The sequence below is a fragment of the Chthoniobacterales bacterium genome (assembly GCA_035274845.1).
In the GTDB taxonomy this organism is placed as follows: domain Bacteria; phylum Verrucomicrobiota; class Verrucomicrobiia; order Chthoniobacterales; family UBA10450; genus AV80.
Window position 1 is genome coordinate 1 of record DATENU010000017.1, and the last position, 25,825, is coordinate 25,825.

Annotated in this window: 24 protein-coding genes; 10 read left to right on the forward strand and 14 right to left on the reverse strand. The window is 59.5% G+C overall.

Annotation, left to right across the window (positions count from 1 at the left end):
• Positions 1–1,624: ABC transporter ATP-binding protein (locus VJU77_11905; GenBank protein HKP04047.1), on the forward strand; the 1,624-nt coding region annotated here is incomplete at its 5' end.
• A gap of 18 nt (positions 1,625–1,642) precedes the next feature.
• Here the strand turns inward: VJU77_11905 and VJU77_11910 are convergent.
• Entirely contained in the window at positions 1,643–2,128 is a 486-nt protein-coding gene (locus VJU77_11910) for a LysM peptidoglycan-binding domain-containing protein (protein ID HKP04048.1), read from the reverse strand.
• A gap of 103 nt (positions 2,129–2,231) precedes the next feature.
• Between VJU77_11910 and VJU77_11915 the strand changes: the two genes are divergently transcribed.
• The 5 genes from VJU77_11915 to VJU77_11935 all read left to right on the forward strand — a co-directional run bounded on the left by VJU77_11915 (position 2,232) and on the right by VJU77_11935 (position 5,618).
• A complete protein-coding gene (locus tag VJU77_11915) occupies positions 2,232–2,402 on the forward strand; it encodes a ubiquitin-like protein UBact (GenBank protein ID HKP04049.1) in 171 nt (56 codons plus the stop codon).
• A complete protein-coding gene (locus VJU77_11920; GenBank protein ID HKP04050.1) occupies positions 2,402–3,223 on the forward strand; it encodes a proteasome subunit alpha in 822 nt (273 codons plus the stop codon). Before VJU77_11915 ends, VJU77_11920 begins: the two co-directional genes overlap by 1 nt.
• On the forward strand, positions 3,220–3,999 hold the full coding sequence (locus tag VJU77_11925) for a hypothetical protein (protein HKP04051.1): 780 nt from the start codon (positions 3,220–3,222) through the stop codon (positions 3,997–3,999). The genes VJU77_11920 and VJU77_11925 overlap by 4 nt, the downstream gene beginning before the upstream one ends.
• A gap of 87 nt (positions 4,000–4,086) precedes the next feature.
• Positions 4,087–4,863, forward strand: a complete 777-nt coding sequence (locus VJU77_11930; GenBank protein ID HKP04052.1) for an N-acetylmuramoyl-L-alanine amidase — start codon at positions 4,087–4,089, stop codon at positions 4,861–4,863.
• The gene (locus tag VJU77_11935; GenBank protein HKP04053.1) at positions 4,860–5,618 is read left to right on the forward strand and encodes a peptidoglycan-binding domain-containing protein; all 759 of its coding nucleotides are present in this window, start codon (positions 4,860–4,862) and stop codon (positions 5,616–5,618) included. Before VJU77_11930 ends, VJU77_11935 begins: the two co-directional genes overlap by 4 nt.
• A gap of 26 nt (positions 5,619–5,644) precedes the next feature.
• On the opposite strand, the gene VJU77_11940 is transcribed toward VJU77_11935, so the two are convergent.
• The 4 genes from VJU77_11940 to mqnC all read right to left on the reverse strand — a co-directional run bounded on the left by VJU77_11940 (position 5,645) and on the right by mqnC (position 10,853).
• Positions 5,645–6,448 carry a DUF3108 domain-containing protein gene (locus tag VJU77_11940; GenBank protein ID HKP04054.1) on the reverse strand — a complete coding sequence of 268 codons (804 nt, stop codon included), beginning with the start codon at positions 6,446–6,448 and terminating at the stop codon, positions 5,645–5,647.
• Positions 6,449–6,587: 139 nt separating this feature from the next.
• Positions 6,588–7,241 carry an OmpH family outer membrane protein gene (locus VJU77_11945; protein HKP04055.1) on the reverse strand — a complete coding sequence of 218 codons (654 nt, stop codon included), beginning with the start codon at positions 7,239–7,241 and terminating at the stop codon, positions 6,588–6,590.
• Positions 7,242–7,298: 57 nt separating this feature from the next.
• Complete coding sequence (bamA, locus tag VJU77_11950) at positions 7,299–9,626, reverse strand: outer membrane protein assembly factor BamA (protein ID HKP04056.1); 2,328 nt, start codon at positions 9,624–9,626, stop codon at positions 7,299–7,301.
• Between the two features lie 135 nt (positions 9,627–9,761).
• Complete coding sequence (gene mqnC, locus VJU77_11955; protein ID HKP04057.1) at positions 9,762–10,853, reverse strand: cyclic dehypoxanthinyl futalosine synthase; 1,092 nt, start codon at positions 10,851–10,853, stop codon at positions 9,762–9,764.
• Between the two features lie 150 nt (positions 10,854–11,003).
• On the opposite strand from mqnC, the gene VJU77_11960 reads away from it, so the two are divergent.
• Positions 11,004–11,945 (forward strand): FAD-dependent oxidoreductase, encoded by a 942-nt coding sequence (locus VJU77_11960; GenBank protein ID HKP04058.1) that lies wholly within the window; start codon positions 11,004–11,006, stop codon positions 11,943–11,945.
• Here VJU77_11960 and VJU77_11965 read toward each other — a convergent pair.
• From VJU77_11965 to VJU77_12000, 8 genes are all read right to left on the reverse strand, one after another.
• Positions 11,935–12,792 carry an alpha/beta hydrolase gene (locus VJU77_11965; GenBank protein ID HKP04059.1) on the reverse strand — a complete coding sequence of 286 codons (858 nt, stop codon included), beginning with the start codon at positions 12,790–12,792 and terminating at the stop codon, positions 11,935–11,937. The two genes, VJU77_11960 and VJU77_11965, sit on opposite strands and share 11 nt — an antisense overlap.
• A gap of 17 nt (positions 12,793–12,809) precedes the next feature.
• Entirely contained in the window at positions 12,810–13,205 is a 396-nt protein-coding gene (locus VJU77_11970) for a beta/gamma crystallin-related protein (protein ID HKP04060.1), read from the reverse strand.
• A gap of 81 nt (positions 13,206–13,286) precedes the next feature.
• Positions 13,287–14,351 carry a class II fructose-bisphosphatase gene (gene glpX / locus VJU77_11975; protein HKP04061.1) on the reverse strand — a complete coding sequence of 355 codons (1,065 nt, stop codon included), beginning with the start codon at positions 14,349–14,351 and terminating at the stop codon, positions 13,287–13,289.
• 394 nt (positions 14,352–14,745) lie between these two features.
• Positions 14,746–17,046 carry a S9 family peptidase gene (locus tag VJU77_11980; protein HKP04062.1) on the reverse strand — a complete coding sequence of 767 codons (2,301 nt, stop codon included), beginning with the start codon at positions 17,044–17,046 and terminating at the stop codon, positions 14,746–14,748.
• Positions 17,047–17,106: 60 nt separating this feature from the next.
• A complete protein-coding gene (locus VJU77_11985) occupies positions 17,107–18,603 on the reverse strand; it encodes a heavy metal-binding domain-containing protein (GenBank protein HKP04063.1) in 1,497 nt (498 codons plus the stop codon).
• An 83-nt stretch (positions 18,604–18,686) separates the two neighbouring features.
• A complete protein-coding gene (locus tag VJU77_11990) occupies positions 18,687–19,085 on the reverse strand; it encodes a hypothetical protein (protein ID HKP04064.1) in 399 nt (132 codons plus the stop codon).
• A 55-nt stretch (positions 19,086–19,140) separates the two neighbouring features.
• A complete protein-coding gene (locus VJU77_11995; protein HKP04065.1) occupies positions 19,141–19,974 on the reverse strand; it encodes a peptidoglycan-binding domain-containing protein in 834 nt (277 codons plus the stop codon).
• Positions 19,975–20,126: 152 nt separating this feature from the next.
• Positions 20,127–21,374: a TCR/Tet family MFS transporter gene (locus VJU77_12000; GenBank protein HKP04066.1), complete on the reverse strand. Its 1,248-nt coding sequence runs from the start codon at positions 21,372–21,374 to the stop codon at positions 20,127–20,129.
• Between the two features lie 51 nt (positions 21,375–21,425).
• Between VJU77_12000 and VJU77_12005 the strand changes: the two genes are divergently transcribed.
• Positions 21,426–22,316 carry an alpha/beta fold hydrolase gene (locus VJU77_12005; protein ID HKP04067.1) on the forward strand — a complete coding sequence of 297 codons (891 nt, stop codon included), beginning with the start codon at positions 21,426–21,428 and terminating at the stop codon, positions 22,314–22,316.
• On the opposite strand, the gene VJU77_12010 is transcribed toward VJU77_12005, so the two are convergent.
• Complete coding sequence (locus tag VJU77_12010; GenBank protein ID HKP04068.1) at positions 22,313–23,233, reverse strand: DUF2167 domain-containing protein; 921 nt, start codon at positions 23,231–23,233, stop codon at positions 22,313–22,315. The two genes, VJU77_12005 and VJU77_12010, sit on opposite strands and share 4 nt — an antisense overlap.
• 165 nt (positions 23,234–23,398) lie before the next feature.
• On the opposite strand from VJU77_12010, the gene creD reads away from it, so the two are divergent.
• Positions 23,399–24,790, forward strand: coding sequence for a cell envelope integrity protein CreD (creD, locus tag VJU77_12015; protein ID HKP04069.1), 1,392 nt, complete (start codon positions 23,399–23,401; stop codon positions 24,788–24,790).
• Between the two features lie 114 nt (positions 24,791–24,904).
• Positions 24,905–25,726 carry a methyltransferase domain-containing protein gene (locus VJU77_12020; protein ID HKP04070.1) on the forward strand — a complete coding sequence of 274 codons (822 nt, stop codon included), beginning with the start codon at positions 24,905–24,907 and terminating at the stop codon, positions 25,724–25,726.
• The last annotated feature ends 99 nt before the right edge of the window (positions 25,727–25,825 follow it).

Sequence of the window (25,825 nt, forward strand, 5' to 3'; positions counted from 1 at the left end):
GGCCCTGGCGTTCCTGCTTCAGAACGGGCTGAACTCGCTCCGGATCATCCTGAACAATACGTTCGAGCAACGGGTGATCTTCGATCTGCGGAGCGATCTCTATTCGCACATCCAGATGCTGCCGCTGCGCTGGTTCGATAATCGGGCGACGGGTGATTTAATGACCCGGATCCTCGAGGATGTGACCTCGGTGGAACGGATGCTGATCGATGGGATCGAGCAGGGCGTGATGGCGGCCCTCCAGCTCGTGATCGTACTCGGGATGATGTTTTATTTCAGCGTGCCGCTAACGTTTGTGGGCTTGGCGCCGCTGCCGCTGCTGGCTGCGGGGGCGCTTTGGTACACCCTGACGGCGCATCGGCGGTACCGGCTGCAACGGCGGGAGTCCTCGGCTATGAACGCGCTGCTGCACGATAACCTGGCCGGAATTCGTCAGATCAAAAGTTACGTGCGGGAACGGCACCAACATGGGCGTTTCAATTCGGTGAGCGACCAGCTGCGGGACGCGACGCTCGTCGTGATGCGGGTCTGGGCGCTTTATCATCCGTCGATGATCCTGGTCGGATCGCTCGGGATCGTTCTCACCGTGTTCGTCGGCTCGCGGATGGTGTTGGCGGGAACCATGCAGCTCGGGGACATGCTCGCGTTCCTGATGCTGACCGGGTTCCTCTACGAACCGATCAACAAGCTGCATCAGTTGAATCAGCTGGTGCAGGCGGGCCGGGCGGCGGGCGAACGCGTTTTCGAAATCATTGACGAGCCGGTCGAGCCGGGATGGGGCGTCGAAAAGCCGGCGACGCGCGTGACGGGCGACGTCCGTTTCGAAGAGGTCGGGTTCAGTTACGGAAAAGAAGCCGCGCCGGCGTTGCAGCAGATCACGTTTCATGCGCGCCCGGGCGAGACCATCGCCCTGGTGGGGACGACCGGCGCGGGCAAATCAACGCTGGTGAATTTGCTGACGCGTTTTTACGAGTACGACACCGGCCAGATTCTCATCGACGGCAAACCGCTGCGCGACTACGGCACCCGGCGCCTGCGGGAGATGATCGGCGTTGTGACGCAGGAAAGCTTTTTGTTCAACGGTTCGGTGCGCGAAAATCTGCTGATGGGCCGGCCGGACGCGACCGACGCGGAAGTTCTGGCCGCGGCGGAAGCGGCGAACGCGCGGGGGTTCATCGACCTTTTGCCGAAGGGACTCGATAGCGTGGTAGGCGAGCGCGGGGTGAAGCTGAGCGTCGGGGAAAAGCAACGCGTTTCAATCGCACGCGCGCTCCTGAAAGACCCACCCATCCTGATCCTCGACGAGGCGACAGCGAGCGTGGACACGACGACCGAGCGCCTGATCCAGGAAGCGCTCGAGCACCTGATGTCGCACCGGACCTGTTTTGTGATCGCGCACCGGCTCTCGACGATTTTGCGGGCGAATCAAATTCTGGTGCTGGAGCGCGGCCGGATCATTGAGCGCGGCACGCATGCGTCGCTCCTCGAGCTGGGAGGAAAATACGCGCGGCTTTGGGAGCAGAGTTTTCTCGAGAAGCCCGCCGAAGATCCGGAAACGGACCTGGAAGAAATCCCAAACATCGAAGATCCAGATCCGGAAGAGAAGCTCGACGTTCCGGTTTAGAGGGCCGGCCGCCGCGGCCTAACCGTTCGGAGGAGGCGAGGGCGAGCCTGGCGAATTCGCAGAAGGCGGAATCATGATCGTCTGGCCGATCTGGAGCTTCCGGTCGTTCTCGATGTGATTGAACTTCTGCAATTCCTCCACGGTCACCTTGTGCATTTTCGCGATCGACGTCAGGGTTTCGCCTTTGGCAACGACGTGGCTGTTCCCGGTTTGCGGAGGTTTCGGGGGCTCCGTCGTCGCGGCAGTGTTAACCGCCGCCGGGGCCGGCGTGGGAGACTCGCCGATCATGACTCCAGGACGCGTGTTCTTGGAGACCTGCTGTTCGAGTTTGAGAATCTGCTGGGAGAGCGCATCGATCTTGGCGTTTTGTTCGTCGATCTTTTTAGACAAAGCCTCGAGCAGCGCGTGGTCGGATTTGTCTCCGGCGGGGGTTTGGGCGCGCAGCCCCGGGCAAACCATCGCTGCGAAAAGAACCGTGCAGGAGGCTAAGGCCAGGCGTCTCATGGGGCCGCATTTTGCCATTGAGGAAAGGTGGTGGCAAGTCCCGGCGCGCGCCCCTCTCGGGGGCCCAGCTTGCCTTTCGATTATTTATCTCTAACGTTTTTTCATGCCTGAGCGGGTCCAAAAACCTCCGGTTCCCTGGGGCCCGAAACCGGGAGACGGGGATGGCCCCAAGTCGCCTGACATCACGAGGCCGGACACGCGGGACCTCCTGCAAAAAATGCGCAAGGTGGACCCAAACCAGTCCAAGCGCTATCGCCAGCGAACGGGTCAATAATGGAACCGCCGGCCCTGGAGCTCGACCAGAATTCTTCTGGAGCGAGCGATGATTTTCCGACGCTGCTTCGCCGCCGCGGGCTTATCGCGGGCGCGCCGCCACCGATGGCCTCGGGGACTGCCGCGAACCCGGCCTGGGTCCCTACGCAGGCGACTACCATTCTGGCGTTCAAGTTCCAGGGCGGGGTCCTTGTCGCCGGGGATCGGCGCGCCACCGCCGGCAACACGGTTGTTTATGATCGGGCCGATAAAGTCCTGGAGATCGATCGGCATTCCATCATGGCGATCGCGGGCGTCCCGGCAACGGCGTGGGAAATGGCGCGGGTCCTGGAGCATTCCTTTCAATTTTTCCGGCGCACCCAATTGCAGGAGATGAGCGTGGACGGAAAAGTCCGCGCGCTTTCGCGACTGTTGCGGGACAATTTTGGATTCGTCCTCCAGGGCGCTGGTATCGTCGTGCCGATTTTCGCCACTTATGATTCCGGCGCGGATCCATCCGCCCGGCTTTATTTTTACGACGCCATGGGCGCGCAATTCGAGGTGGCTGATTACGCCGCCACCGGCTCGGGATCGCCGGCCGTCCGCGGAATTCTTTATTACGAGAACAACTGGGGGAAAAAACCGCTGCTCAAGCTAACGGAGGACGAGGCGGTCACGGTGGCATTACGCGCTCTCGACACGGCCGCCGAATCGGACACCGCCACAGGCGGTGTGGATCGGAACGCGAAAATATTCCCGGTGATCAAAGTCGTCTCGCGCGATGGGATCAGCACTTTGTCGGAGAAGCGGATCGCCGCCCTCTTTAAACGGAGCGTGGCATGATCGAAGAGCCGTACCGTTGGGTCGAAGCGATCGCGAACCGCGGTGAATACATCGAGACGCAGCTCGCGGCGGGCAGCCCCATTGTCGCCCTGGGTTACCGGGATGGAATTCTATTCCTTACGTTGGGACGGACGCGGCAAAAGCTCTTCGAGATTTACGATCGCATCGCGATGGGAGCGATCGGGCATCCGGGAGACATCGAGCGGCTGCGAATGGCGGCGATTGAACTCGCCAGCACCGAAGGCTTCACTCGTTCCGCGGCTGACGTCTCGTTGCGGCGTCTCGCCTTCTATTCGCTCAGTCCGGTTCTGAAGACGGCCTTCGAGCAAGTCTACGGCGCGCCCTATCTCGTCCGGCTTCTTTTCGCGGAGATCGGCGCAAAACAGGAAAACGATTTGTTTCTCCGGCTCGAGTACGACGGCGCGATTGCGACTAATAACGCGACCTTCACCCAGACCCGACAGGATTTTGGCGCGCTCAGCGGCACCCGGGCCTCGACGGATTTGATGGAGAGCTATCTCGCCGCGGAACATTCCCCCGGCGCGACCTTCGACCGTGCGCTGAAGCTCGGCTTGGATGCCTGGACGGTTGGCCATCTCGCGCTCGGCGAGGCCGGGGTGAAAGAAATTCCCGGGCGCGACAAGATTCTGGCGGAGCGGAAGGAACGATTGCGGGCGGCGGGCATCGAGGCTGCAATCCTGGAGCGGGATAACAAGACTGCGATTCGTTATCGGACATTAGCGGAAACCGAAATTCGATCAGGGCTGGGCGACTGAGTCCCCTCCAGGGAGACAATGTTTCGGCGAGCTCGACACGATCGACGGAGAAGCCAGTCGCTGCTGGCCTGGCTTGGGCTCCTGCTCATGACCGTATCGTTCGTCTGGCTGCAACTCACGTCGGTTCCGCGCGGGCCTCGGTCTGAAGAGCCGCCCCCACCCCCCGCCGCTCCGTTCGGTCTCGTCGTTATCGATCCAGGACATGGCGGCAAGGATTCCGGAACGACGAAAACCGGGATGGTGGAAAAGGAACTGACTCTCGACGTCGCCCGCCGGGTCGAACGGCTGCTGCAGGATCGGGGACTCGCTACTTTGCTTACCCGGGCCGACGACACCTTTGTTTCCCTGCCGGGAAGGGTGCAGGCTGCCAACGAACAGGCGGAATGTGTTTTCGTGAGCATTCATTTTGATGAAGCAACGAGATCGGCCGCGGCCGGCGTCGAAACCTATTACGCGGCGCGGAAGAGTTCGCTCCCGGAGCGGGTGGCATCGTGGCTGCCGTTTCTTCAGCGCGCGTCGCTGGAGCCGGCAGACGTGGAAAGCCAGAGTCTGGCCAGCTTTATCCAGGAAGCGCTCGTGGCGCGGACCCAGGCGGTAAATCGCGGAACGCGCCCGGAACAATTCTTTGTCATCACTAATGTGCGCCATCCCGCGGTCCTGGTGGAAGGCGGTTTTCTGACCAACAAGGATGACGTCAACAAACTCACCAACGGGGATTACCGGGAGCAAATCGCCGCCGCGATCTCGGACGGAGTATTGCGGTATCGGGAGAATTTGCAGGAGAAACAAACACCGCTGGCGGTTGACCTTCCCGGGGCGATGAATAGCGAAAGCGATCTGGCGTCCAAACCAAATCAGCCATGAATCGAAGGCTTCTCGTGACAGCTCTGTTTCTCCTGGCCGCCTGGTCCTCGGCCCGGGCCGACCAGACCGTCGCGACGGTCCAGCAAAAACTGAAGGATGACGGGTTTTATTACGGAGAGATCACCGGTCAAAAAGACGCGGAAACGACCGCCGCGCTTCGCCGTTATCAGATTCGTAATGGGCTGCACATTACCGGCGAGATTGATTCCGAGACTCAACGGTCTCTCGGCATTGCCTCCAAGCCCGGTCCGACTCCGCCCCAACCTTCCAACACACCGCCACCGGACAGACCTCGTTCACCTGACGAATCTCGCGGTCCAAAACAAACAACACCCCCGCCGGGGCCGCCCCAGGATCCGTACGACGCGGAAGAGGCGCCGTCGAATGAACCCGGCGTCCCGCCCCAATCACCGCAGGGAAACGCGAATCCTTTTTGGGGCACTCCATTCGTAACCGCACCGCCGGACGTGCAGCGAGACGTAATCATTCGCGCACAGGTGAGTCTGATGCGCCAGGGGCTGTATCGGGAGGGAATTGACGGCATCTATGGCCCGGGGATGAGTTTCGCTCTTCGCACCTACCAGGCGCGAATCGGCCTGGAGCCCACGGGCCGTCTCGATGTGGAAACGCTCGCATCACTCAATCTTCTCCCGCCGCCGCGGCCTCAGCGTCGCCTGAATCCGTTTTATCCCCGGACCTACCCGCCGCGGCCTCGCTTCGGCCCGGGCGGTGAGCCCATCTACATTCCGCGCTGATTGCCCGCTCCGTTCTGCCGCGGGAACTACGGCTTCGCTTTGTCGAATTCGACCGACTGCAGCTCGGCGAAAACCGTTCCTACAAAAATCTGCGCCTCTATTCTCAGCATTAGCCGGTCGGGATCGTCCGAGATCCATGCATTCGCGTGCCGGAATTTTCGATGCGGCTCGAGCCGTCGCTCCTTCCCGATCTTGCTCAATTGCAAATCCAGTTTGATCGCGTTGTAAGTGCCGGCGGGCACGGTGAGACGTTCACGACCAAGCACCGTCACGGTCGCCAGGTAGGCAGAAGTGGCGGGATAAACGACGATTCGCTGAATGCTCCGTTCCTGGAGCGCCTGGCTGCGGAGATATAACAAACCCGATTGCAAATCGAACAGGTTCGCGAAATCAAATTTCCGCACCTTCGGTCCGGGACTCTTCGAGGGTGTCTCGGTGACCTTGGAAGTGACGCCGGCCGGTCCGAAGGAAAGTTCGGTCACCGTTTTCTTATTCCGCACATTCTCGACCTGCTTCACCTCCACGGGATGCAACGTCGCGCCGTGCACAACCGAGGTGTGACTGGCGTCGAATTTCCAAAGCGATCGAACCAGGCCGATCGTGTGAGCCGTGACCTCGAGCTGCAGGCGATCGCCGGCCGTCCTGCTCAAGCGTATGTCCGCAGTGGCACCCGGGAAACCGCTCCAGCCAAAGCTATACTTGGCCTGCATCGGGCGCGGGTTTGGGAACGTGGGAGGCGAGGAGGCAGTCAGGGTGGCCTCCCAGGAGGCGCCGGACGCAGTCGCGCCGAGGCAAACCAGGAGAAAGAGCGAGAGCAACCCGGGTCTCATCGCTAAAGAGCCTGGATAACGCCACAGACCTCCTTCACCCGCTATTTGGAACACCCGCGCCATCACGGACAATACGATGCCGGACAAGAAAAAACACGCGGGGATGCCGCGTGTTTTTCCAAAAAAGCTGAGAAAGCCGTTACGGCTTTTTCGGAGTAGTGGCCGGGGCGGCCGCCGGGCTGGTGGCCGGTTTTTCCGTGGCCGGCTTTTCGGTTGTCGTAGTCGCCGGTTTCTTATTGAGGGCCGTGATGATGTCGGTTGTGAAATCGGTGTTGTCCTTGGAATACAGGAGCACCTCGACGCCATTCATGCTCGGGCCGGACTTATCAAAAACGAGGTCGTAGCCGGCGGATTTCACCCGCTCCATGATGATGTCTTTAATTTCCTTGATGATGTTTTCCCGCATCCGCATCGCCTGCTGTTGCAGCTGGTTCTCGCGAGTTTGCCGAAACTCATTGATCTCGCGTTCCATGTTCTTGATGTTCGAGATCTTCTCGTCCCGCTCCTTGGCCTTGGCTGTTTTCGCATCCGCGCTCAAAGCGGGAGCTTCAAGCTGCTGGCTGAGCTTGTTGATTTCTTCGAGGGCCTTCTTGTAGTTCTCGGCGCGATCGTCGTATTCCTTCTTCGCGGCGTCCTTGGCTTCGTTGATCTTCTTCTCAGAATCCTTCGTTTTGTTGTACTCCTTGAAGGCGCGGTTCATGTCCACAGTACCAACTTTGAGAGTGCCTTGAGCAAAGCCCGCGACCGGAAAAGCGAGGCCGGCGGCCGCAGCGAGAAGAAGAAGTTTTTTCATAGGAAAGGGTAAAAGTGGTTGCTGGAAAGGGGTTAGACCGTGACCCCCACTATTCGTTCAAAATTGATAACCGACATTAAAGTTGAATTTCCCGCCTCCGCCATTGCGATCTTTGATGATGGGAATGCCATAATCGATCCGCAGAGGGCCGATGGGAAGGTCAAGTCGCAGTCCCACGCCGACGTCGGAAACAACGTGGTCGGTATTGAAATCCCACGGCCGGGCGTTCACAAAACCGGTATCGTAAAAAACGGCGGCACGGGCCTTTTCGATGATTGGCATGGTGTATTCGATGGTGAAGGCCGCCTCAGTCTGGCCGCCCAACGGCTCGCCGTTGATATCCTTCGGACCGACATCGCGGTAATCAAAGCCGCGCAAATCGTTCGCGCCTCCCAGGAAGAGCCGGTCGTAAATCCGCACGCGATCTCCGTCGCCCCAGGTATCGACGGCGCCGAACGAGCCGGCGAACACCAAAATGGAGTCTTTATAGAGACGGAAATACTGCCGGGCTTCGATGTTCAAACCGTAGATCTGCTCGCTTCCGCCGAGAAAGCCCCCGGCAATGTAGGGAGTCACGGAAATGCGGTGCCCGCGGCGGCTCAGGAAAGGATTATCAAGGGTGCTGTGAACAATCATCGAAGTGATCTGGCTCTTCGTGGACGAGCCTTGCTCCTTCAAAATCGCATCCGAGACACCGGCGGCGACATCGAATAGCTCCGTCACTTCGAGGCGATATCCCAGGCTGGCCGACATGAAACTGCCGATGGCCTTTCGCATTTCGAACGAGGTCCCGTAATTTCGCTGCGCGTAAACTGAACTGAGATAATCGGCCTCGCGGTAATAAACATCACCCCCAAGCGAAAGGCGGCGATCGAGAAAATACGGTTCGGTCAGCGAAAGGATGATGTCTTTACGGGTGTTCCCGTATTGGAGGCGGGCGCGAAACTTTTGACCGGCCCCGGTGAAATTTGGCCAGTTCATGATGTCGAAATTTCCCTGAGTCATTTCGATGAAACCGACCAGTTGATCGATGGTGCTGAAGCCGGCGCCGAAGTTGAGCGAGCCGGTCCGCTTCTCTTCCACCTGAATAATAAGATCCTTGCGCCCGGTTACGCCCGTGTCTTCCGGATAGGTTTCGACCTTCGCGAAATATCCGAGGTTATCGAGCCGCTTCTTGGTCGTTTCGACGCGGACGCTGTTGAGAATGTCGCCCGGCGCGATCAAGACTTCCCGGCGGATCACTTTGTCTTTCGTGCGGGTGTTTCCAATAATGTTGATGCGCTGAACAAAGGAAGGCCCGCCCTCCTGGATGGTATAGTGGACGTCGATCCGCCCCTCGCCGGCCGGGACTCCCTGCGGGGTCACCTGCAAGTCCACATAACCGCCGCTTCCGTACGCGTCCGCGATTTTCTTCGAATCTTCACGAACCTGTTTCGGCGAATAAATGCCGCCCTCTTTCATCTTCATGAGGGCGCGAATCTTGTCGCCGCTCGCCACTTTCTGGCCGGTAATGGTTAACTTGCCGACGTGGTAAATCGGTCCTTCCACCAGGACGACGGTAAGATTCAATTTACCGTTAATGCGCTCCCGGCGGACCTCTTTGACCTCCACATCGATGTAACCGTGGTCCTGGTACCATTCGCGAACGGCGTTGATGTCCTGCTCGAGCTGGGTCTCATCGAGCCGTCCCGATTTATCGATAAATGAATAAAGCGTCTTGCCCTTCGTTTTCATCTGCTTGCGCAGAACCTTGTCGGGAAATTTCGTGTTCCCTTCGAAGCGAATGGCGCTGACGGCGCCCTTGGCTCCTTCGGTGATCGTGTAAACGACGCGCGATGTTCCGTGGGCATCGTCGGTATCGACCCGGAATTTGACGTCGATGTCGGTGAAGCCCTTGGCCTGGTAGGTTTCAATGATCTTCTGGCGTCCCTTTTCGAGCTCTTCTTCGGTCAACGGGCCGTTGATCTTGAGGTCGATCATTTTTCTCAGTTTTTTTGCCCCGACCCGCTCGGCGCCTTCGATCTCAATTTCATTCACCAGCGAACGCGTCTGGAGAACGACCATGACTTTGACTCGCTCACCGTCCGCCTGCCCGAAGATCCGGACGTTTTGGACGGCACCAGTCTGGTAGAGAGCTTTGATGTCCTGCTCGACGACGGCCTCGGAATAGGGCTGCCCGGGTTTGGTGCGGATTTGGGCCAGGACTTTCTCGCGCGAAATCGTCTGCGGACCAACGTATTGGACCTCCACAGAACTGATGATGGGCGGACCCTGGCTTTGGGGCGCGGTTTGCCCCTGACCGCTTAAAGTCGCCAGAAAGGCCACAATGACGCCCAGGAGGGCTGCCTGTATTCGGCGACGGGTCGGACCGACAAAATGTATCATAGCGTAAAAAATCCCCAGGCGTCCTTCGTCTCCGACGCTTCGCAGGCGGTATTCATGGGTAAGAAGGTGGGCATCGTCAAGGCGGATTTGGCGCTGGCGCGAGGCGTTGGACGGAGAAGAACGCACCAGTCGGCGCTAATTCAAGAGCTCGTACCAATTATTCCTGCGCCGTGGCTCATAGCCCGCATCCCGAATCAGGGTTTCAATTTGCGCCGAATCCAGCCGGAAAGTCGTGCCGGCGCTGCTCACGACATTCTCCTCCATCATGACCGAGCCGAAGTCGTTCGCCCCGTACTTCAGCGCCACCTGGCCGATGTCCGGCCCCTGCGTTACCCACGAACTCTGGACGTTGGCGAAGTTATCCAGGAAAATCCGGCTGAGCGCCTGCATGCGCAAATATTCGGACACGCCGGTGGGCTGTTTCACTTTTAGCACCGTGTTCTGCGGCTGGAAGGTCCAGCAGATAAATGCCGTGAACCCGCCGCTCTTGTCCTGCTGATCGCGCAGGCGCTGCAAATGTTCGATCCGGTCTGCGATCGTCTCCACATGGCCGAACATCATGGTTGCGCTCGATTTCAGACCGAGCTCGTGCGCGGTCTGCATCACCTCCAGCCACGCGTCGGAATTGCATTTGAGGGGTGAAATCCGGTCCCGCACCCGATCGACCAGGATCTCGCCGCCGCCGCCGGGGATCGATCCAAGCCCGGCCGCTTTGAATTGTGAGATCACTTCGCGCAGCGGCATCCCAAAAAGATGCGCGAAATGCTGGAGTTCCGGCGGGCTGAAGCCGTGGATGTTTATGTGGGGATATTTTTCGCGGATGTGCCGGAGCAATTCGAGGTACCAATCGAACGACAGCCCTGGATGGTGCCCCCCCTGCATCAGGATTTGAACACCGCCCGCCGCGGAAAGTTCGTCGAGTTTTTGGTCGAGCTGCTCCCGGCTGAGCACATAATGATCTTCGTCTTTTTCGGTGCGATAGAACGCGCAGAACTTGCAGTAAACGTTGCAGACGTTGGTGTAGTTGATGTTGCGATCGATGATGTAAGTGACGATCTCGCGGCCGCGCCGATCATAACTGGCGCCCTTCGCCAGGTCGCGCCGGGCATTGGCGAGCACCCCCAGCTCCGGCAGCGGCCGCCGATAGAGCTCGAGCGCTTCGGCGCCGGAAATTCGTTCCCCCGCCAGCACTTTGTCCGTGAGCGATTTCTCCGATAATGCGACCACGGCTAATTGTAACCGAGGCAGCGCCACTCTGCACGCTCCAAGGAGAGGCGATTTGAAATCGCCGTGGCGTGGTCCAGCGGCGGCTAAAAACAAAAAACGGCGGTTTCAAACCGCCGCTCCTTGAAGTCTGAGCTACAGTCTCTGCGCCAAATGAAACGACGTGTGGCCATTGTCGGCGCAGGAGTCTCGGGCCTGACCTGCGGGGTACTCTTCGCCGAGAACGGGTTTGAGACTTCCATTCTCGCGGAACAGATGGGCGATGAAACCAATTCCGCCGCCGCGGCCGCGATCTGGTACCCGTACGATGTCGGCGCCGGCGCGGAAATCATTCCGTGGGCTCTCGCCAGTCGCCGTCATTTTCTCGAGCTCGCGCGCCGCCCCGATACCGGGGTGTCAGTCACGGAACTCCGCGTCTTCTCCCGGCTCGGCCCGATTGAACCGCCAGCCTGGGCGCAGTCTTTTCCGACCCGCGCGCTCGCCTCCCGGGAGATCCCAGCCGCCTTTGGGAACGGCTTTTCGATTGAAGTGCCGTTGATTGAAACCGGCAAATATCTCGAATATCTCGCGGCCCGCCTCACGACTGCCCGCGGCTCGCTCAGCAGCGGGACTCGTTTCGACAAGCTGGAGGAAATCGACGCCGCCTTTGACCTGATCGTCAATTGCGCCGGCATCGGAGCGCGCGAGCTGGCGCCCGATCCTGAAATGGAACCACATCGCGGCCAGGTCGCGGTCGTCCAAAAGTTCGACCTGGCTTACGCCGTCGTCTGCGATGACCCGCCGTTAATGTACGCCATCCCGCGATCGAACGATTGCGTGATCGGCGGCACGAATGACGTGAGCGACGACCGCACGCCCGATCCCAGAACAACCGCGCAGCTCATCACCGAATGCGAACGAGTCCTCGGCCGGCCAACGCCGCCTTTGATCCGCGAACGCGTCGGCTTGCGTCCGAGCCGCTCCAGCGGCGTTCGCGTCGCGGCGGGAAAACTGCGCGACAGCCGCACGGTCATCCACAACTACGGCCACGGCGGCGCCGGTTTTACCCTGTCGTGGGGTTGCGCGGAAACCGTTCTCGGGTTGGCTACGGCATAAGCTTGTGCTTTTCGAGAAACGCGACCAGAGCGCGGTTGAATCGCTCCGGCTGTTCCATCATCAGAAAATGGCTGACCTTCTCCCAGACCTGATAATCCAGATCGGGCACGATCCCGCGCGCGAACTGTTCGTATTCGGCCGACCAAAGCGGTTGCTTCGCCAGAACCATAAGCACCGGAACGTTGATCTTGTCCGGCTTCCATAACGCGTCATCGACCGTCGCCTCGAACTCCGGGACCGCCACATATTGCGGCGTTTTCAGCATGGAGGTCTTGATCTTCTCGCGCATTGCCGCGTCCTGAATCGGACTCGTCATGTTATCGATCAGTTTGCCGACGTTGTCCGCATAGCTCGGCCCTTTCAATTCCGCGACGAATTTCTCCATCGCCTCCTTGTTCAAAAACGGCCGCAACCCGCCATCCACGATGACCAGTGCCCGTGTTTTCGCCGGATACTTTCGGTAAAATTGCCAAATCACCGGCGTCCCATTGCTGTGGCCGATCAAGGTCGCCGATTTCACTTTGGCGTCGGTTAGCACCGCGTCGATGGCCCGCGCATACAAAGGCATCGTATAAGCGATCTGCGGCTTATCGCTTTGGCCATGTCCGGGCAAGTCGATCGTGATGACGTGATACTTCTCCGCGAGCGCTGCCGCCTGTCCGGACCAGAAGGTTTCGTCACACGCCCAGCCGTGAACGAAGAGAAGCGCGTTTTCCCCGGTGCCGTAATCCGTGTAATGGACCTTTGCCCCGTCGAGTTGGGCCGTTCGTGAAACTCCGCGCGATTCCGCCGCGGTGGCGACCGCTGCGGAAAACAACAACGCGGCCAAGCCGAGCTGTGCCTTCATTCGCGAGGGGAACGCGCTTACGTCAGCTCGATCGCCTGGAAGGAGCTAATGACGTCGTCCGGGCCTTTGTCCTTGAAAAAGCACTCGTAGAACCCGGGGCCCAGATCCCAATGGTCGCCCTTGTAATATTCGTCGCGATAAAACCGCCAGACGCCGCTGACGATGATGAGCGAACTGATGCGGTCGTTCCAAAAATCGCCCAGGAAATGAAAGCTGAGGTTCGTGCGGCAGGCAGCCCCTTTGAATCCAACGTGGTCGAAGATCACGAGTTCCGGCATGGGCGCGTTGTGCGCCGCGTGCACCTGCCCGGTAATGCTCGCGCAGGCGTGGTAACTTAACGGGCCCACCTTCCACTTCGTGTCGATGATACAGCCATTCTCCGGCGCCAGTTCGGTCTTGGGTACTAGTCTCATATGGGTGTAGGAAGATTTGACCAGACGATTAGTGGGATGTCGAGGAGATGTTGCAGAGATATCCCCGGCGCGCCGACTCTCTCAAATCTTGTGCTCGCGATTATCCGACCGGAGCCGGATCGTTTTGTTCTGGAGGTCGTGTAAAGCCTTGATGAATCGAACCGTCCGGCTCTTCGCCCGCATGAGGATGGAATAAGTGACCGCGGTAGCTCCCTGCGACTTCACTCCCCGCAGCAGCGCGCTGTCACTAATGCCGGTTGCGCAAAAAATGATGTTCTTCCCATTCGCGAGATCGTCGGCAAAAAAAACGCGGCCCAAATCGGCTTCGTACCCCTCGGCGATCAGACTCTTGCGTTCTTTCTCGTCGCGGGGCCACATCACGCATTGCATGTCGCCTCCCAGGCATTTGATGCCCGCGGCGGCCAGGACAGCTTCCGGCGATCCGCCGATTCCAAAATAGACGTCGATCCCGCTGTCGGGAAGGGCGGGCGCCATGGCCGCCGCGATGTCGCCGTCGCTGATCATCCGCAGAGAAGCGCCTACCGCCCGGATTTCCGCGACGATCTCCTTGTGCCGGGGCCGATCGAGCATCATCACGACCACGTCCTGGACCCGCTTGTTCAGGGCCTGGGCGATAACGCGCAGCATTTCGTCGATCGGGCTCTCGATCTTGAGCGTGTCGATGCCGGTGATCTGCATGTGTTGCAACACTCGTGGACCGTAGGAGAGCTTCGTCATATAAAAGGAAGGAATGTCGCGCAGCGCGACTTTCACTCCCTTCTCCGGACTGGCCGCGGCGATGCAACTGATCGAATTCGGCGCGCCCTTCGAGATATTCGTCGTGCCGTCGATGGGATCGATCGCAATGTCGAATTGAGGCGTCCCGGGAAGCCATTTCCCAAGCTGTTCGCCTTTGAAAATGCCCGGGGCGTCGTCCTTGATTCCTTCGCCGATTACGACTTCGCCGCAGATGTTCATCAGGTCGAACATTCCGCGCATCGCGTCGCAGGCCGCGGCGTCGGCCTTCTCCTTTTCGCCGCGCCCCAGCCACGGAAGCGAATTCAGGGCCGCCGCCTCCGTCGCGCGCACGAAATCGAATTCGATGATCCGTTCGATGTCGTGATAACTTTGCGGACGAAGTTTCATTTCGGGACATTCTGCCTTCTGCGGGTAAATCGGCAAGCCGCGATCCGGTGAACCTGTTTCCACTGCAGGAAAGGCGGATGCGATTCGAGCGCCGAAAGGCGCGAAGGATTAACAGCCCGGAGTGAGCGAAGCGAACTCCGGGTATCCCGTAACCACGACACCGAACCCCTGCCAAAGTGACGGAAAACGGAGGCTGCGCTTCGTTCTCCTCCGTTCGCGATCCGTCGCCCCTTTCAGGGGCTTGTGCCGACGCCATCACAACCCGGAGTTCCGCTTCGTTCCACTCCGGGCTTTATCTCCGACGTCCCTCCGGGACTGCAGCGGGGCCCTGGATAACAACGAACGCAAACTCCCTCCAAGGGTGACGGCGTCTCGGGATGGGAGCAGGGCCGCGCTACCGATTTCCGGGCGGCTTCGGCTTCGGGGCGTTACTTGGTTTCACCGGCACTTCGCCCGGCCCGACCTCATACTCCGGCTTCGCCACCCCCATCAGCCAGCGATCGAACCAACCCACAATATGCTGGAGCCGTTCGATTCGGTGCCACGGCTGGCCCGCCCGGGACAGCTCGTGCGTCTCATTCGGAAACTTCACCATCACCGTCGGAATCTTCCTGAACTTCAGCGCCCTAAACATTTGTTCCCCGCCCGCGCCCGGAGGAGTGCGGGAATCGTTCTCGCCCAGGATGAACATCATCGGCGTCTTTACCTCGTTGATGTAGGTGATGGGCGAGCGCGCCTTGAAATCCTCGGGGTCTTGAAAGGGCGGCGCCTTGAACCAGCGCGGTTGAAAGAGCGTGAAATCGGCGGTGTACCACCAATCGATCCAGCTGGCGATGTCGCGCTGGGCAACCGCCGCGGCAAAACGGGTCGTATGACCGACCACCCAATTGGTCAGTAATCCGCCGCCGCTGCCGCCGGTCACACCCAGTTTTTTCTCATCGATGTAGCCGCGCTTGATCGCCTCATCCACCCCGAGCATGAGGTCCTGGTAATCGTCGCCGGGATAATGATATTGAATCACGTTGCCAAATTCCTGGCCGTAGCTCGTGCTTCCCCGCGGATTCGGATAAAGCACCACGTAACCTTTGGCGGCCATCCACTGAAACTCGTGGTCGAAAACAAAGCCGTAGGCGGCGTGCGGACCGCCATGGATGTTCAGGATGAGCGGATATTTTTTTGTCTTATCGAATCCCGGTGGCCGCTGGAGCCAGGCCTGAATCATTTTCCCATCGAAGCTCTTGTAGCGGATCTCCTCCGGCTCAGTCAGGTTGAGCTGTCCAAACAGCTCGTCATTGTTAAAGGTTAATTGCCGCGCCTCCCCCGAGGCACGTTCGAGCCAGAAGAGATCGCCGATGCGGGTGGGAGTCGACAGAAGATAAACCAGCTTAGAGGCGTCCGGCGCCGCGCGAAAACGCGTGATCGCCTGGTCTCCCTTCGTGATCTCGGTCATCGCGCCGGTCGCAACGTCAAACTGTCCCAGATTGGTTTGACCTTCCCTCGCGAAGTTCTCGACGATCGCCATCCCGTCCGCCGTCCAAATCGGCGGGTTGCCGCCGCCGCCGCGCGGCGAACCGTTATCCCCGAAAACGCTGCTGCCGACGTCCCAATCAAAATTGGCGGTGAGATTCCGCGGCTTGGCGTCCTTGACGAGGTCGAGCACCCAGAGATCGGGTTGCGTATAGGAATTGACCGGTTGCTCCACCGAGGCAATGAAGGCCACCTGCAATCCATTCGGACTCAAAGCCATGCTGCCGATGTCCATATCGAGGGTGGTAATCCGGGACGGCTCGCCGCCGTTTACCGAAATGGAATAGACCTCGGTCTTCGCCAGGTCGTAGTACGGCTCGTCGTTGTGCAGCGTCGTGAAATAAATCTGCGTGCTGTCCTTCGACCAGATGGCGCCATCCTCGTCGAAGCGGCCGCTCGTCAGTTGCTTTGGCTGGACTTTTTCCTCCGCGTTACGCGGCGCCGGCACCACCCAGAAATGCTGCGGCCGCTTGAAATCCAGATAGCCTTCGTCGTTCGAGCGATAAACGGCGCGAGTGACGACATGGATGTCGCTCTCGCGTTCGTTTTCGGCCTCGGCTTTCTTCGCCGCGTCGTCAGCCGGTTTCGGTTTGTCTTTCCCGCCATCCTTGCCGGGAGTCGGCGAAAGCTCGGCCGCCGCCGCCCGCTTCAATTCCTCTTCCCTCCGCTTTTTCTTTTCCTGCTTCTCGAGATCCTCAGGATTTGAGGAGCTGGCGAAAACGATCAGCTTCCCGTCCGGCGACCATTTGGGATCGCCCGCGCCTTTTGGAAGGCTGGTGAAAGGAAACGCGTCGCCACCCGCCATCGAAAGCATGAAAAGCTGGGGCGGCTCCGGTTTGCCGTCCTTCTCCGTCGTCCGCGTGAACGCCAGGAATTTCCCGTCCGGCGACCAGCGCGGCGTCGAGTCGCGCTCGCCGGTGGTCAAGCGATGCGGAAGCTCTTTCCCGGTGGTGGCCACCATCCAGATCGAGGTGTTATAGCCTTCCTTCTTTTCATTCACCGTCACCCGGACAAAGGCGACCCGGGCTCCGTCCGGCGAGACCTGCGCGTCCCCGATCCAGACGAAATCGAAGAGATCCTTTTCGGTAATCAGGCGTTTCTCGGCCGCGACAGCTCCGGTCGCAGCCGCGATGAAAAAAAGAATGGCGAAGTAGAATCGAAAAGACATGGCGTGAGATGCTGGCCGCAAGCAGGCGAACCAGCAAGTTTTCTCGAATGCCTCGTCTTTCTATTTCGCAGCCGGCGTCATTTGGTCGTGATGGTGATGCTCCAACAAGGAAGGCCGGACTCTCAGGAAAACCTGGAACGAGAACGGAACGTCATCGCCGTAATAGCGATCCAGAGTGTCCGGCACATCATGGATTGTGAGCTGGCCGCCTAATCCCACGTCCACTCCGCCGCCGTGCGTCAGATCGCGGACGTAGCCCACCGTCCAAGCGTTGATCGGAAATACGCCGTGTTCGTCGACAGGATCGAGCACCAGTTCGTGGCCCGGTTTCTCCACATGCTCGTAGCGCGCGAACAACGTGTTCCGCCCGCGCTGGTAATTTGTCTCGAGCAACACCGACTGCGTCTTGCCGTGGTCGCCGTCCCGGTTCTGTCCCCAGACAATCGAGTTCGACCAATTAGAATCAGGACCGCGCGGTTTGTTATAGATCAGAGATGCCGTCGTCCGGTGGCGGTTCGCCTCCGGTTCCAATTCCTCGGGACTGTGGAGGTAACCATGCGAAACCTGGAGCGCCAGGTTCTTTGTCGGATTCCAGGAAATTCGGCCGCTGAACGAATCCAGCTTCGGCTCATCGAAATCGTAGCGCACTTCGTCCGGCTCGCGTCCCTTGAAAGTCGAGCCTTCGATTTTCAAATCGCGCCAAACCAGTCCGAGCGTCACAACTCCAAAAGTGACATGGGTCGAATCCTGCCAGTGATGGCTCAGCGGCGCGTCGGGATTGTCCATCGCCGAGAGCCGGTGCATGAACGCCGGCGGCCCCAGCGCCGGTTCACCCGGATATGCCAGATAGAGATACGCCGAAAAATCCCTGCCGAACTTTTGCGAGTAGCTCAGCGAAAGTTCGTCGAACAAATCGTGCGGATGCTGCCGATCGTGGAGCGCGTTTCCGTTCCAGGTCTCGCCGGTTTGAAAGAGGAGCGGATAACCGCGGCCGCCTTCCGTCAACAAATCAAGACTCATCATTCCACGAAAACCGAGCTGGGCGTTTTCGTTGAAGGGATGCGAATACATCGCCATGAACCAGTTCGGCGCGTCGATCCGATCGTCGCCCCGGAGGGTGTTGGCATTTACATAGCGCGGAAAGATCGCGCCATGCAGCATCAGCATGTCGTCGCCAAACATGCGCATCCAGCCGTACATTGGCGTCGAATCCGGGACCCAGCTGGACCCGGAACTCTCCCGGCTCATCGGCTCCGCGATATTCAGCGACGACGCCATCGTCATCTCATGCTGATGCTGCGGCATGTCGTGCTTTTCCTGGGACAATTCCTTTTCTGACTTCGACGTTGGGCGTTGGACGTTGGGCGTTGGACGTTTTCTTTCTTCCTCCTTCACCGGCTCCAGCGTCATTCCGCATTTTGGGCAATCTCCCGGCGCGTCCGTTACCACTTCGGGATGCATCGGGCAGGTGTATTTCTGGGTGGAAACTTCCGCGAGAGCGCTCGTCCTCACGAACAGCGCCAACCCGGCGATCACAAATAATATTGTCTTCTTCATTTTGAATTCCTGAACGAATGGCTGCGACCGGCTAAGGACCGCACACAAATGCAGGCGCACACGCGCCTGCCACTACGAGGCGTTCAGGGAACAGGAGGAGCGTGCGAAAGCATGCTCTCCTGCAAGACAGACTCGGCGAAACTCAAACAACCGGGCGGTCCGGTATCGAGTTCTTCGATCTCGACAGCGACGCGCAAGGGCGGCGCGAAAATCGCGGTCGCGTAGTCGCGCGGACCGAGCAGACGAAGAGCGACGGGATTGGCGGCGACGCATTTTGCGACGATCGCGCGAAGATCTTTGCAGCAGGGCGTCTTAGCCGCGGGCTTCTTCTTGGCCGGCGGCGAATGCATCGGGCAGCCGGTCGGTTCGGAAGCGGATTCCGCTGGGCCCGCGGCGGCCCCGATCGCACAGTGATTCGAGAGCGCGAACCACGCCGCCAGCGACAGAACCACGATAAAGGATCGAATCGCGCCGCGCTGCATACGGTGGGAAGGTTCGCGCAGATTGCCGAATTCGCAATTCCACCTCGAAGCCGAGTTAGTGGAAAATGCTTCGGAAAACGTGGTGAATCGTCCGCCCGACCGCGGCCGGAAAATTCGGCGGCCGGCGGCGATGGCGGGAAGGACGCCTGACGCGGGCCTCCTTGACGGAGACAATTTCCAGCGAGTCGCCACGCTTGGCCAGGCTGAAAGTAGTGTCGGTCTTGCCGTGGGCCGTCCGGTTATTCGGAGGATTCGCGACGTCAAAGGAGACGCGGATTCTTGCGATGGTGAAATTCCCATTCCTGACCACGCGCACGGAATCGCCTAACGAATATTTTCGGACTGGCCATCTTTGGTCGTAAACGGCGAGCTCGTTTCGAATGTAGGGCTTGTCCACCGCGCCATGATCGAAGTATTCAACCCGGTCCGCATAGAAGGCGAGTTCGTCCTGGGGATTGGCTGACTGGGAGGCATCGAAATAGCGACGCAGAAAAGCGTGGATCTCGCTCTTTGCCACCGCCCCCGCGTTTTGTTCTTTCGTCGGCACTGGGGCCGGCGCGGGCCTTTGTTCGCGCAACGCGGCGTCGCTCTTCAAGACAGGGATGTCAGGGAGATCGGCTTTCCCTTCCGCCGGCGAGGCCGGCTCCCCGATTCCAAGCGAATAGAGCGTCATCTCATCGGCCAGGCCGGTGACGGCGAAGCCCTGGCGCGCCTGATAGCGTTTTAGCGCGATCGCGTATTCGAGACTGGGGCGGCCATCGATGTCGCGAAAAAAAAGATGCCGCTTGCGCAATTCCTCCTGCACCTGCCGCGTCTCCTCATCTGCCAAGGCAAGCTGCGGATAAAAAATGCCGCAGAGCAGCAGCACGAGGATGGTCCTATGTCTCACAGAGAGAGTTCGTTGCGGAAGAGTAAAGTGGCCTTAAACGGTTTCCATTTGCAGCAACTCTTTTGCCGTCCGAGTGGACACGCTCGGGCATTGTCTCGCGAATGCGAAATATTCCGGCTATCGCCGGAATTGGCGATCCCCGCCCAATCTTGTCAGTTTGCGCGTGGTGGAAGCCCCGGATCACTGATCCCGGCTACGGCGGGCAACCGCGGGATACGCGTCGCCAAAATCATTGCGACAAAGAGAAGGAATGCTCCGAGGTACCAGGGCGCGCCGGGAAGGTTCCATCCATTTTTTTGGTCGATGAAGTAGGCAAAGATGTAGGTGAACAGGCCCGGTCCCAGGATCCAGGCGAGGCTGCAAAGACTGCTGATGGCACCCTGCAATTCCCCCTGCTCTGACTCGCCCACTCTCCGCGTCATCATTCCCTGCGCGGCGGGCGTTGAAACCGTCCACATCATCATCACGGGGATGGAGAGGAAAAAGAATCCGCTGGTGGGCGCCACGCCAGCCAGGACCATTCCGAGCGCGCCAAAGAGTTGGCCTATGTACAGGGTGCGGCGTTCGCCCAGCCGCGACGCCATCGCGGGCACGATCCAGCTCGAAATCACGATCGAGCAAACGCCAACCAGCGCGAGCGAAAGTCCAATCGTCCCCTCGCTCCAGGCGTAACGAAAGATCGTGTAGAGCGCCCAGACGTTGAAGACTTCGTGGGCCACGTAACCGATGAACTGAATCGTCGCGAGCTGAAACAATTCCGGATGCGAACGCAAGAGCACGAGCGAGCCGACCGGATTCGCGCGGCGCCAGGTGAAGGCCTTGCGTTTCTCGGGCGGGAGCGATTCCGGCAGGACGAAATATCCGTAAAGCGCATTTGCCAGACTCAACCCGCCCGCGACCCAGAACGGCAGGCGCGGATCGGAATTCCCCAGCAGCCCACCCAGCGCCGGGCCAAGGACGAAGCCGACTCCGAACGCCGCCCCGATCATCCCAAAGGCGCCGGCGCGTTTCTCTGGCGCCACCACGTCCGCGACGTAGGCGGTGCCCGTCGTGATGCTGGCCGCGGTGATCCCCGAGATCACCCGCCCAACAAAGAGCCAGCTCAGGGTCGGTGCCAGGGCCATTACGATGTAATCGAGGCCGAGCCCGAAATTCGAAAGCAGTATGACCGGCCGCCGCCCGAACCGGTCCGACAAGACCCCGAGCACGGGCGAAAAGAGAAACTGCATCAGCGCCCAGACGGTCCCGAAAATGCCGAACATCTTCGCGGCATTCGGCGTGTCTCCGCCGAGAAAATTCAGAACCAGTTTCGGCAGGACCGGCATGATCAGCCCCAGCGCCAGCATATCGAGCGTGACGGTGATGAAGATAAAAACGACCGCTGCCTTGCGTGACTTCATGTTGCTCCGCGTCGTCCTTCGCTGAAAACTCTGGCGCGATCAATTCCGGAGATGAAAATCAGACAAATCGCTGTAGCGGCGTTGATCCTTGTTTTGCTCCTCGGGCTGGCCGCATTCGTCGCCGGCACTCTTCTCACTGCTCCTCATCCGCGGGAGATCGGCAGCCTCCCCTCCAACCTTACGGGCGAAACGGTCGAATTCCCGAGTGAGTCTGGCTCGCAGATCCACGGCTGGTTCCTACCCGGACGCGCCAGCCAGGGCGTGGTCGTCGTCATGCATGGAGTGCGGGCCTGTCGTCTCGATATGCTCGATCGTGCCGAATTCTTGTCCGCGGGGGGGTATGCGGTCCTGGTATTCGATTTTCAGGCCCACGGCGAAAGCCCGGGTAAGCAGATCACGTTCGGCTACCTCGAAAGCAGGGACGCGCGAGCCGCCGTTGCGTTTGCCCGGTCTCGCTCACCGGATGAAAAGGTGGGAGTCATTGGAGTTTCGATGGGGGGCGCCGCGGCGATGCTGGCGGAACCTCCATTGCAAATCGATGCCCTGGTTCTGGAACAGGTTTACCCAGCACTTCGTGAAGCGATCGGCGATCGCATCTCGATGCGATTGGGAAATTGGTCGAGGATCCTGACGCCATTTCTTTCCTGGCAACTCGGACCTCGCCTCGGCGTGAGGGGAAGCGCGCTCCGGCCGATCGATCACGCGGCAAAACTTCCGAGCCCAAAGCTATTCATCGGCGGATCGGCGGACCGACATACCACCCCGGCCGAGCTCGAAAAGATGTTCGAAGCGGCAGCCGAGCCGAAAGAGCTTTGGATAGTCCCACGGGCCCAGCATGTGGATCTCTGCCGATTCGGCAAGGCGGAGTATCAAACCCGGATTCTCGAGTTCTTAAGCCGCTCTCTGCGCCGTGTCTCCAAACCGGCCGGGACTTCCCCTTAACTCGCGGTCGTTCCGTCCGTGTTCGTCGCGGCCTTGTTCCTGCCGAATAGCTTCCGGAGAAAAGCCACCAGCGCGACGACGCCAATGACAACAAACTTTTTTGCGCCCAGCAGAAGGACCCAAAGCCCTTTGAAAAGACCGAGCTTCGCCGCCACTCCGCCCGCCACCAAAGCGGCAATGCCGTACGACGCCACCTTGTCGCCGGAGGCTTCGCTGAAATCAGCATAGCGATTGCCCGGATTGAAATCGATCGCGCTCAAAATCTTGGGCGCGCTTCTCTCGATCTCCGGAAGCTGCGACATCGCGGCGACGGCATTCAAAACGAGCACCCCTCGCCGTCCCAAGATCCGAATATTGTAATTCAAAGTGTCCTCATCTCCGCCGCTGAATTTCAGCTGCTTCGCCCAATAGAGTTTGTGCACCGTCTTGTCGTAATGAGGTGGGGCGGCCCAGCCAACCAGCTCTACGGTGGAGTATCCCTGTTTCTGGCGTTCCTTGTTCGTTTCGCGGGCGTCCTTCTGCATCTGCTTGAGCAGGTCCGCGTAATCGATTTTCTCGGCATCCTTGTCTTTGACGTAGCCTTCCTCTTCGTAGGTAATGATCACCGCCCATGCATTCGGATCCAGCGGGCCCGCGTCGGCCGGCATGATCAAACCAAGCGGAGACGGCATCGGCGGGTTATTCCATAATTGGACCAGGACTGTCCACGCATCGTGGCCGTTGAGGAACCGGAGACCTTCGGGAACTTTCAACGTAGCCAAGCCATCCTTCAGGACAATTTCGCCCTCCTGAAATTTCAGGCCTGCGGCAATCGCTTCCGCTTCCTGCTTATTCTTCGGTCGATCCTGGCCATAACCGGGGCCAGTTGAAATTACGATTAGGGCGAGAAAGAGAAAAAGGAGAGTTGACGGTTTCATGAGGGGAAGTGGTTGGAATCAGATTCGACGGGTATTTGATAAATTGCGGACAAGGTAAAGCATATTCGCTGCCGCAACTCTCAGTCACCATTCTCTCCGCAATTCCGGCTTCTTCGGGCGTATTGTTGTTGCCCAAACAAAGGGAGTTTCGCAATTTCACCTGTCATGCCCGACGCACCGCCACCGCTGCCGAAATCGCAGCCATTTTTCAAACGCCGAAGCAGCTCAATGCTGAAGCTGCTCGGAGTCGGCGCGCTCATCCTCCTGATGCTGATTCCGCTCCTCATGATCCAAGGGGTGCTGAACGATCGGCTCGAGCGGAGGAACGAAGCCGTCAATGACATCACCGCGTCGTGGGGGAAAGAGCAGAACATCATCGGACCGGTTCTGGTGGTGCCCTATCTCCATCATGGAACCGTGGTTCGGTCAGTGACCTTGCCGGATGGCCGCGTCGAAACGCGCGAAGTAGCGGAAACGACGGTGGCGTTCGCCTATTTTCTGCCCGACACCCTCGAAGTCAGCGGCGATCTGCAAAACCAGACGCTCCATCGCGGAATTTACGATGCCGCCGTTTTCCGCGGAACGATCAAGCTTTCCGGGCAATTTCCCGCGCCCGACATGGCAGCGCTCAAGATCGACCCGAAAGACGTGCTCTGGAAAGACGCCAGCGTGACCCTCGCGGTCAGCGACCTGCGCGGGACGCGTGAGAGTCTGTTGCTCGATTGGGGCGGGAAAAAGATCCAGTTGCAGCCCGGCTCCCAGTTGCCCGGGTACACGACCGGAATTACCGCCCAGCTCGCCAGCGATCAGCCGATCGCGGTGCCGACCAACTTTTCCATCGCGCTCGATCTGAACGGAAGCAGCGGAATTTTCTTTGCGCCTTTCGGCATCCACAACGTTGTCTCGCTCAAGTCGAACTGGCCGGACCCGGGATTTCGCGGGGCGTTTCTCCCGGCGGAACGGAATGTGCGGACGGACGGCTTCGACGCCACCTGGAAGGTTTCCTATTATGGCCGCGATTATCCACAGCGCTGGACGAGCCGTTCGGGCAACGAACGATTCAGCACCACGGCGGTTTCCAATTCACTCTTCGGCGCGCAATTCCTGCGCGTTCTCGACGCCTACCGTTACGTCGAACGCTCGATCAAATATGGCGTCCTCTTTTTCGTCCTCGTCTTCACGACCTTTTTCCTCTTTGAAATCACCGCGCGCCAGAAAATCCATCCGCTCCAATACCTGATGGTGGGCGCGGCCCTCTGCCTTTTTTATCTCGCGCTGCTCTCGGCCTCCGAGTTCATCGGCTTCACCCTTTCCTATATTATCGCGACGGTGACTGCGACAGGGTTGATCACCTGGTATTGCAGCTATTTTCTGGGGGGCGGGGCGCGCACGTTGATCATCGGCGGCGGATTGATCGGTGTTTACACCTTTCTTTACATCACCCTGCGTCAGCAGGACTACGCCTTGCTCATGGGAACGGTCGCGCTCTTTGTCCTGCTCGCGGTCGTGATGTGGGTGACGCGCAAGATCGATTGGTACGCGCGCGATACCGATTGAGGCGGTGCGCTTCGTCACCAGGAGCGGCGATTTGAAACCGCCTTTTTCGCCGCCCGCCTGACGGTGCCTGAATTCCGTCCTTGTCTTCGAGCCCGATTTTGTGCTGACTGATCTATGCCGAACAAGGGCGAAACGGATTACGTGCTCGGCACGCACGATGAAGAAGTCGCGCGTCTCGGGTTGCAGCATCGCGTCTGGCGACCGGTCGCGTCCGATTGCTGGCGGCGCGCCGGAATCACGATTGGCTCGCGCGTGCTCGATGTCGGCGCTGGTCCTGGCTACGCGACCGTTGATCTCGCGGAAATTGTCGGTCCCACCGGCGAAGTCTTCGCGGTGGAACGCTCAGCGCGTTTTCTCGAAGTGGCGAAACGCGTCTGCGCGGAGCGCGGGCTCTCGCAGGTGCGTTTTCGCGAGGCCGACCTGGTCGAGACCGAAATCGGGCCGCTGAACTTTGATTTCGCCTGGTGCCGATGGGTGGCGTGCTTCGTGGCGTCGCCGGCGAAACTGATCGCAAACATTGCCCGCGCTTTGCGGCCCGGCGGCCTGGCGATGTTTCATGAGTACAGCCATTACGAAACATTTCAGTTCGCGCCCCGCCGTCCGGCCCTGGAAGAATTTTCCGAAAAAGTGATGACGAGCTGGAAGGCCGCCGGAGGCGAACCGAACGTGGCGGTTCAATTTCCGGCCCTGCTCCACGAGGCAGGCCTCGAGATCATCGAAGCCCATCCGCGCATCGTGACGATTTCGCCGGCGAGCTACGTCTGGGAATGGCCGGCGAGTTTCATCGAAATCAATCTCGCCCGCTTGCGCGAGCTCGGCCATGCGACCGAAGAATGGACGGAGTCGGTCCGGCGCGAATTTAAGGAAGCGAAAGCGGACCCGCGGACACTGTTCACGACGCCGCTCTTTCTCGAAGTCATCGCGCGGCGGCGCTAACCCCATCGGGTTAAGCTTGCCAGTCGCCCAAATGATCGAGAACCTTTCCTGATCGGATGAATAAGCGTTTGCTTCCTGAGGTTGACGGAACCACGCGCG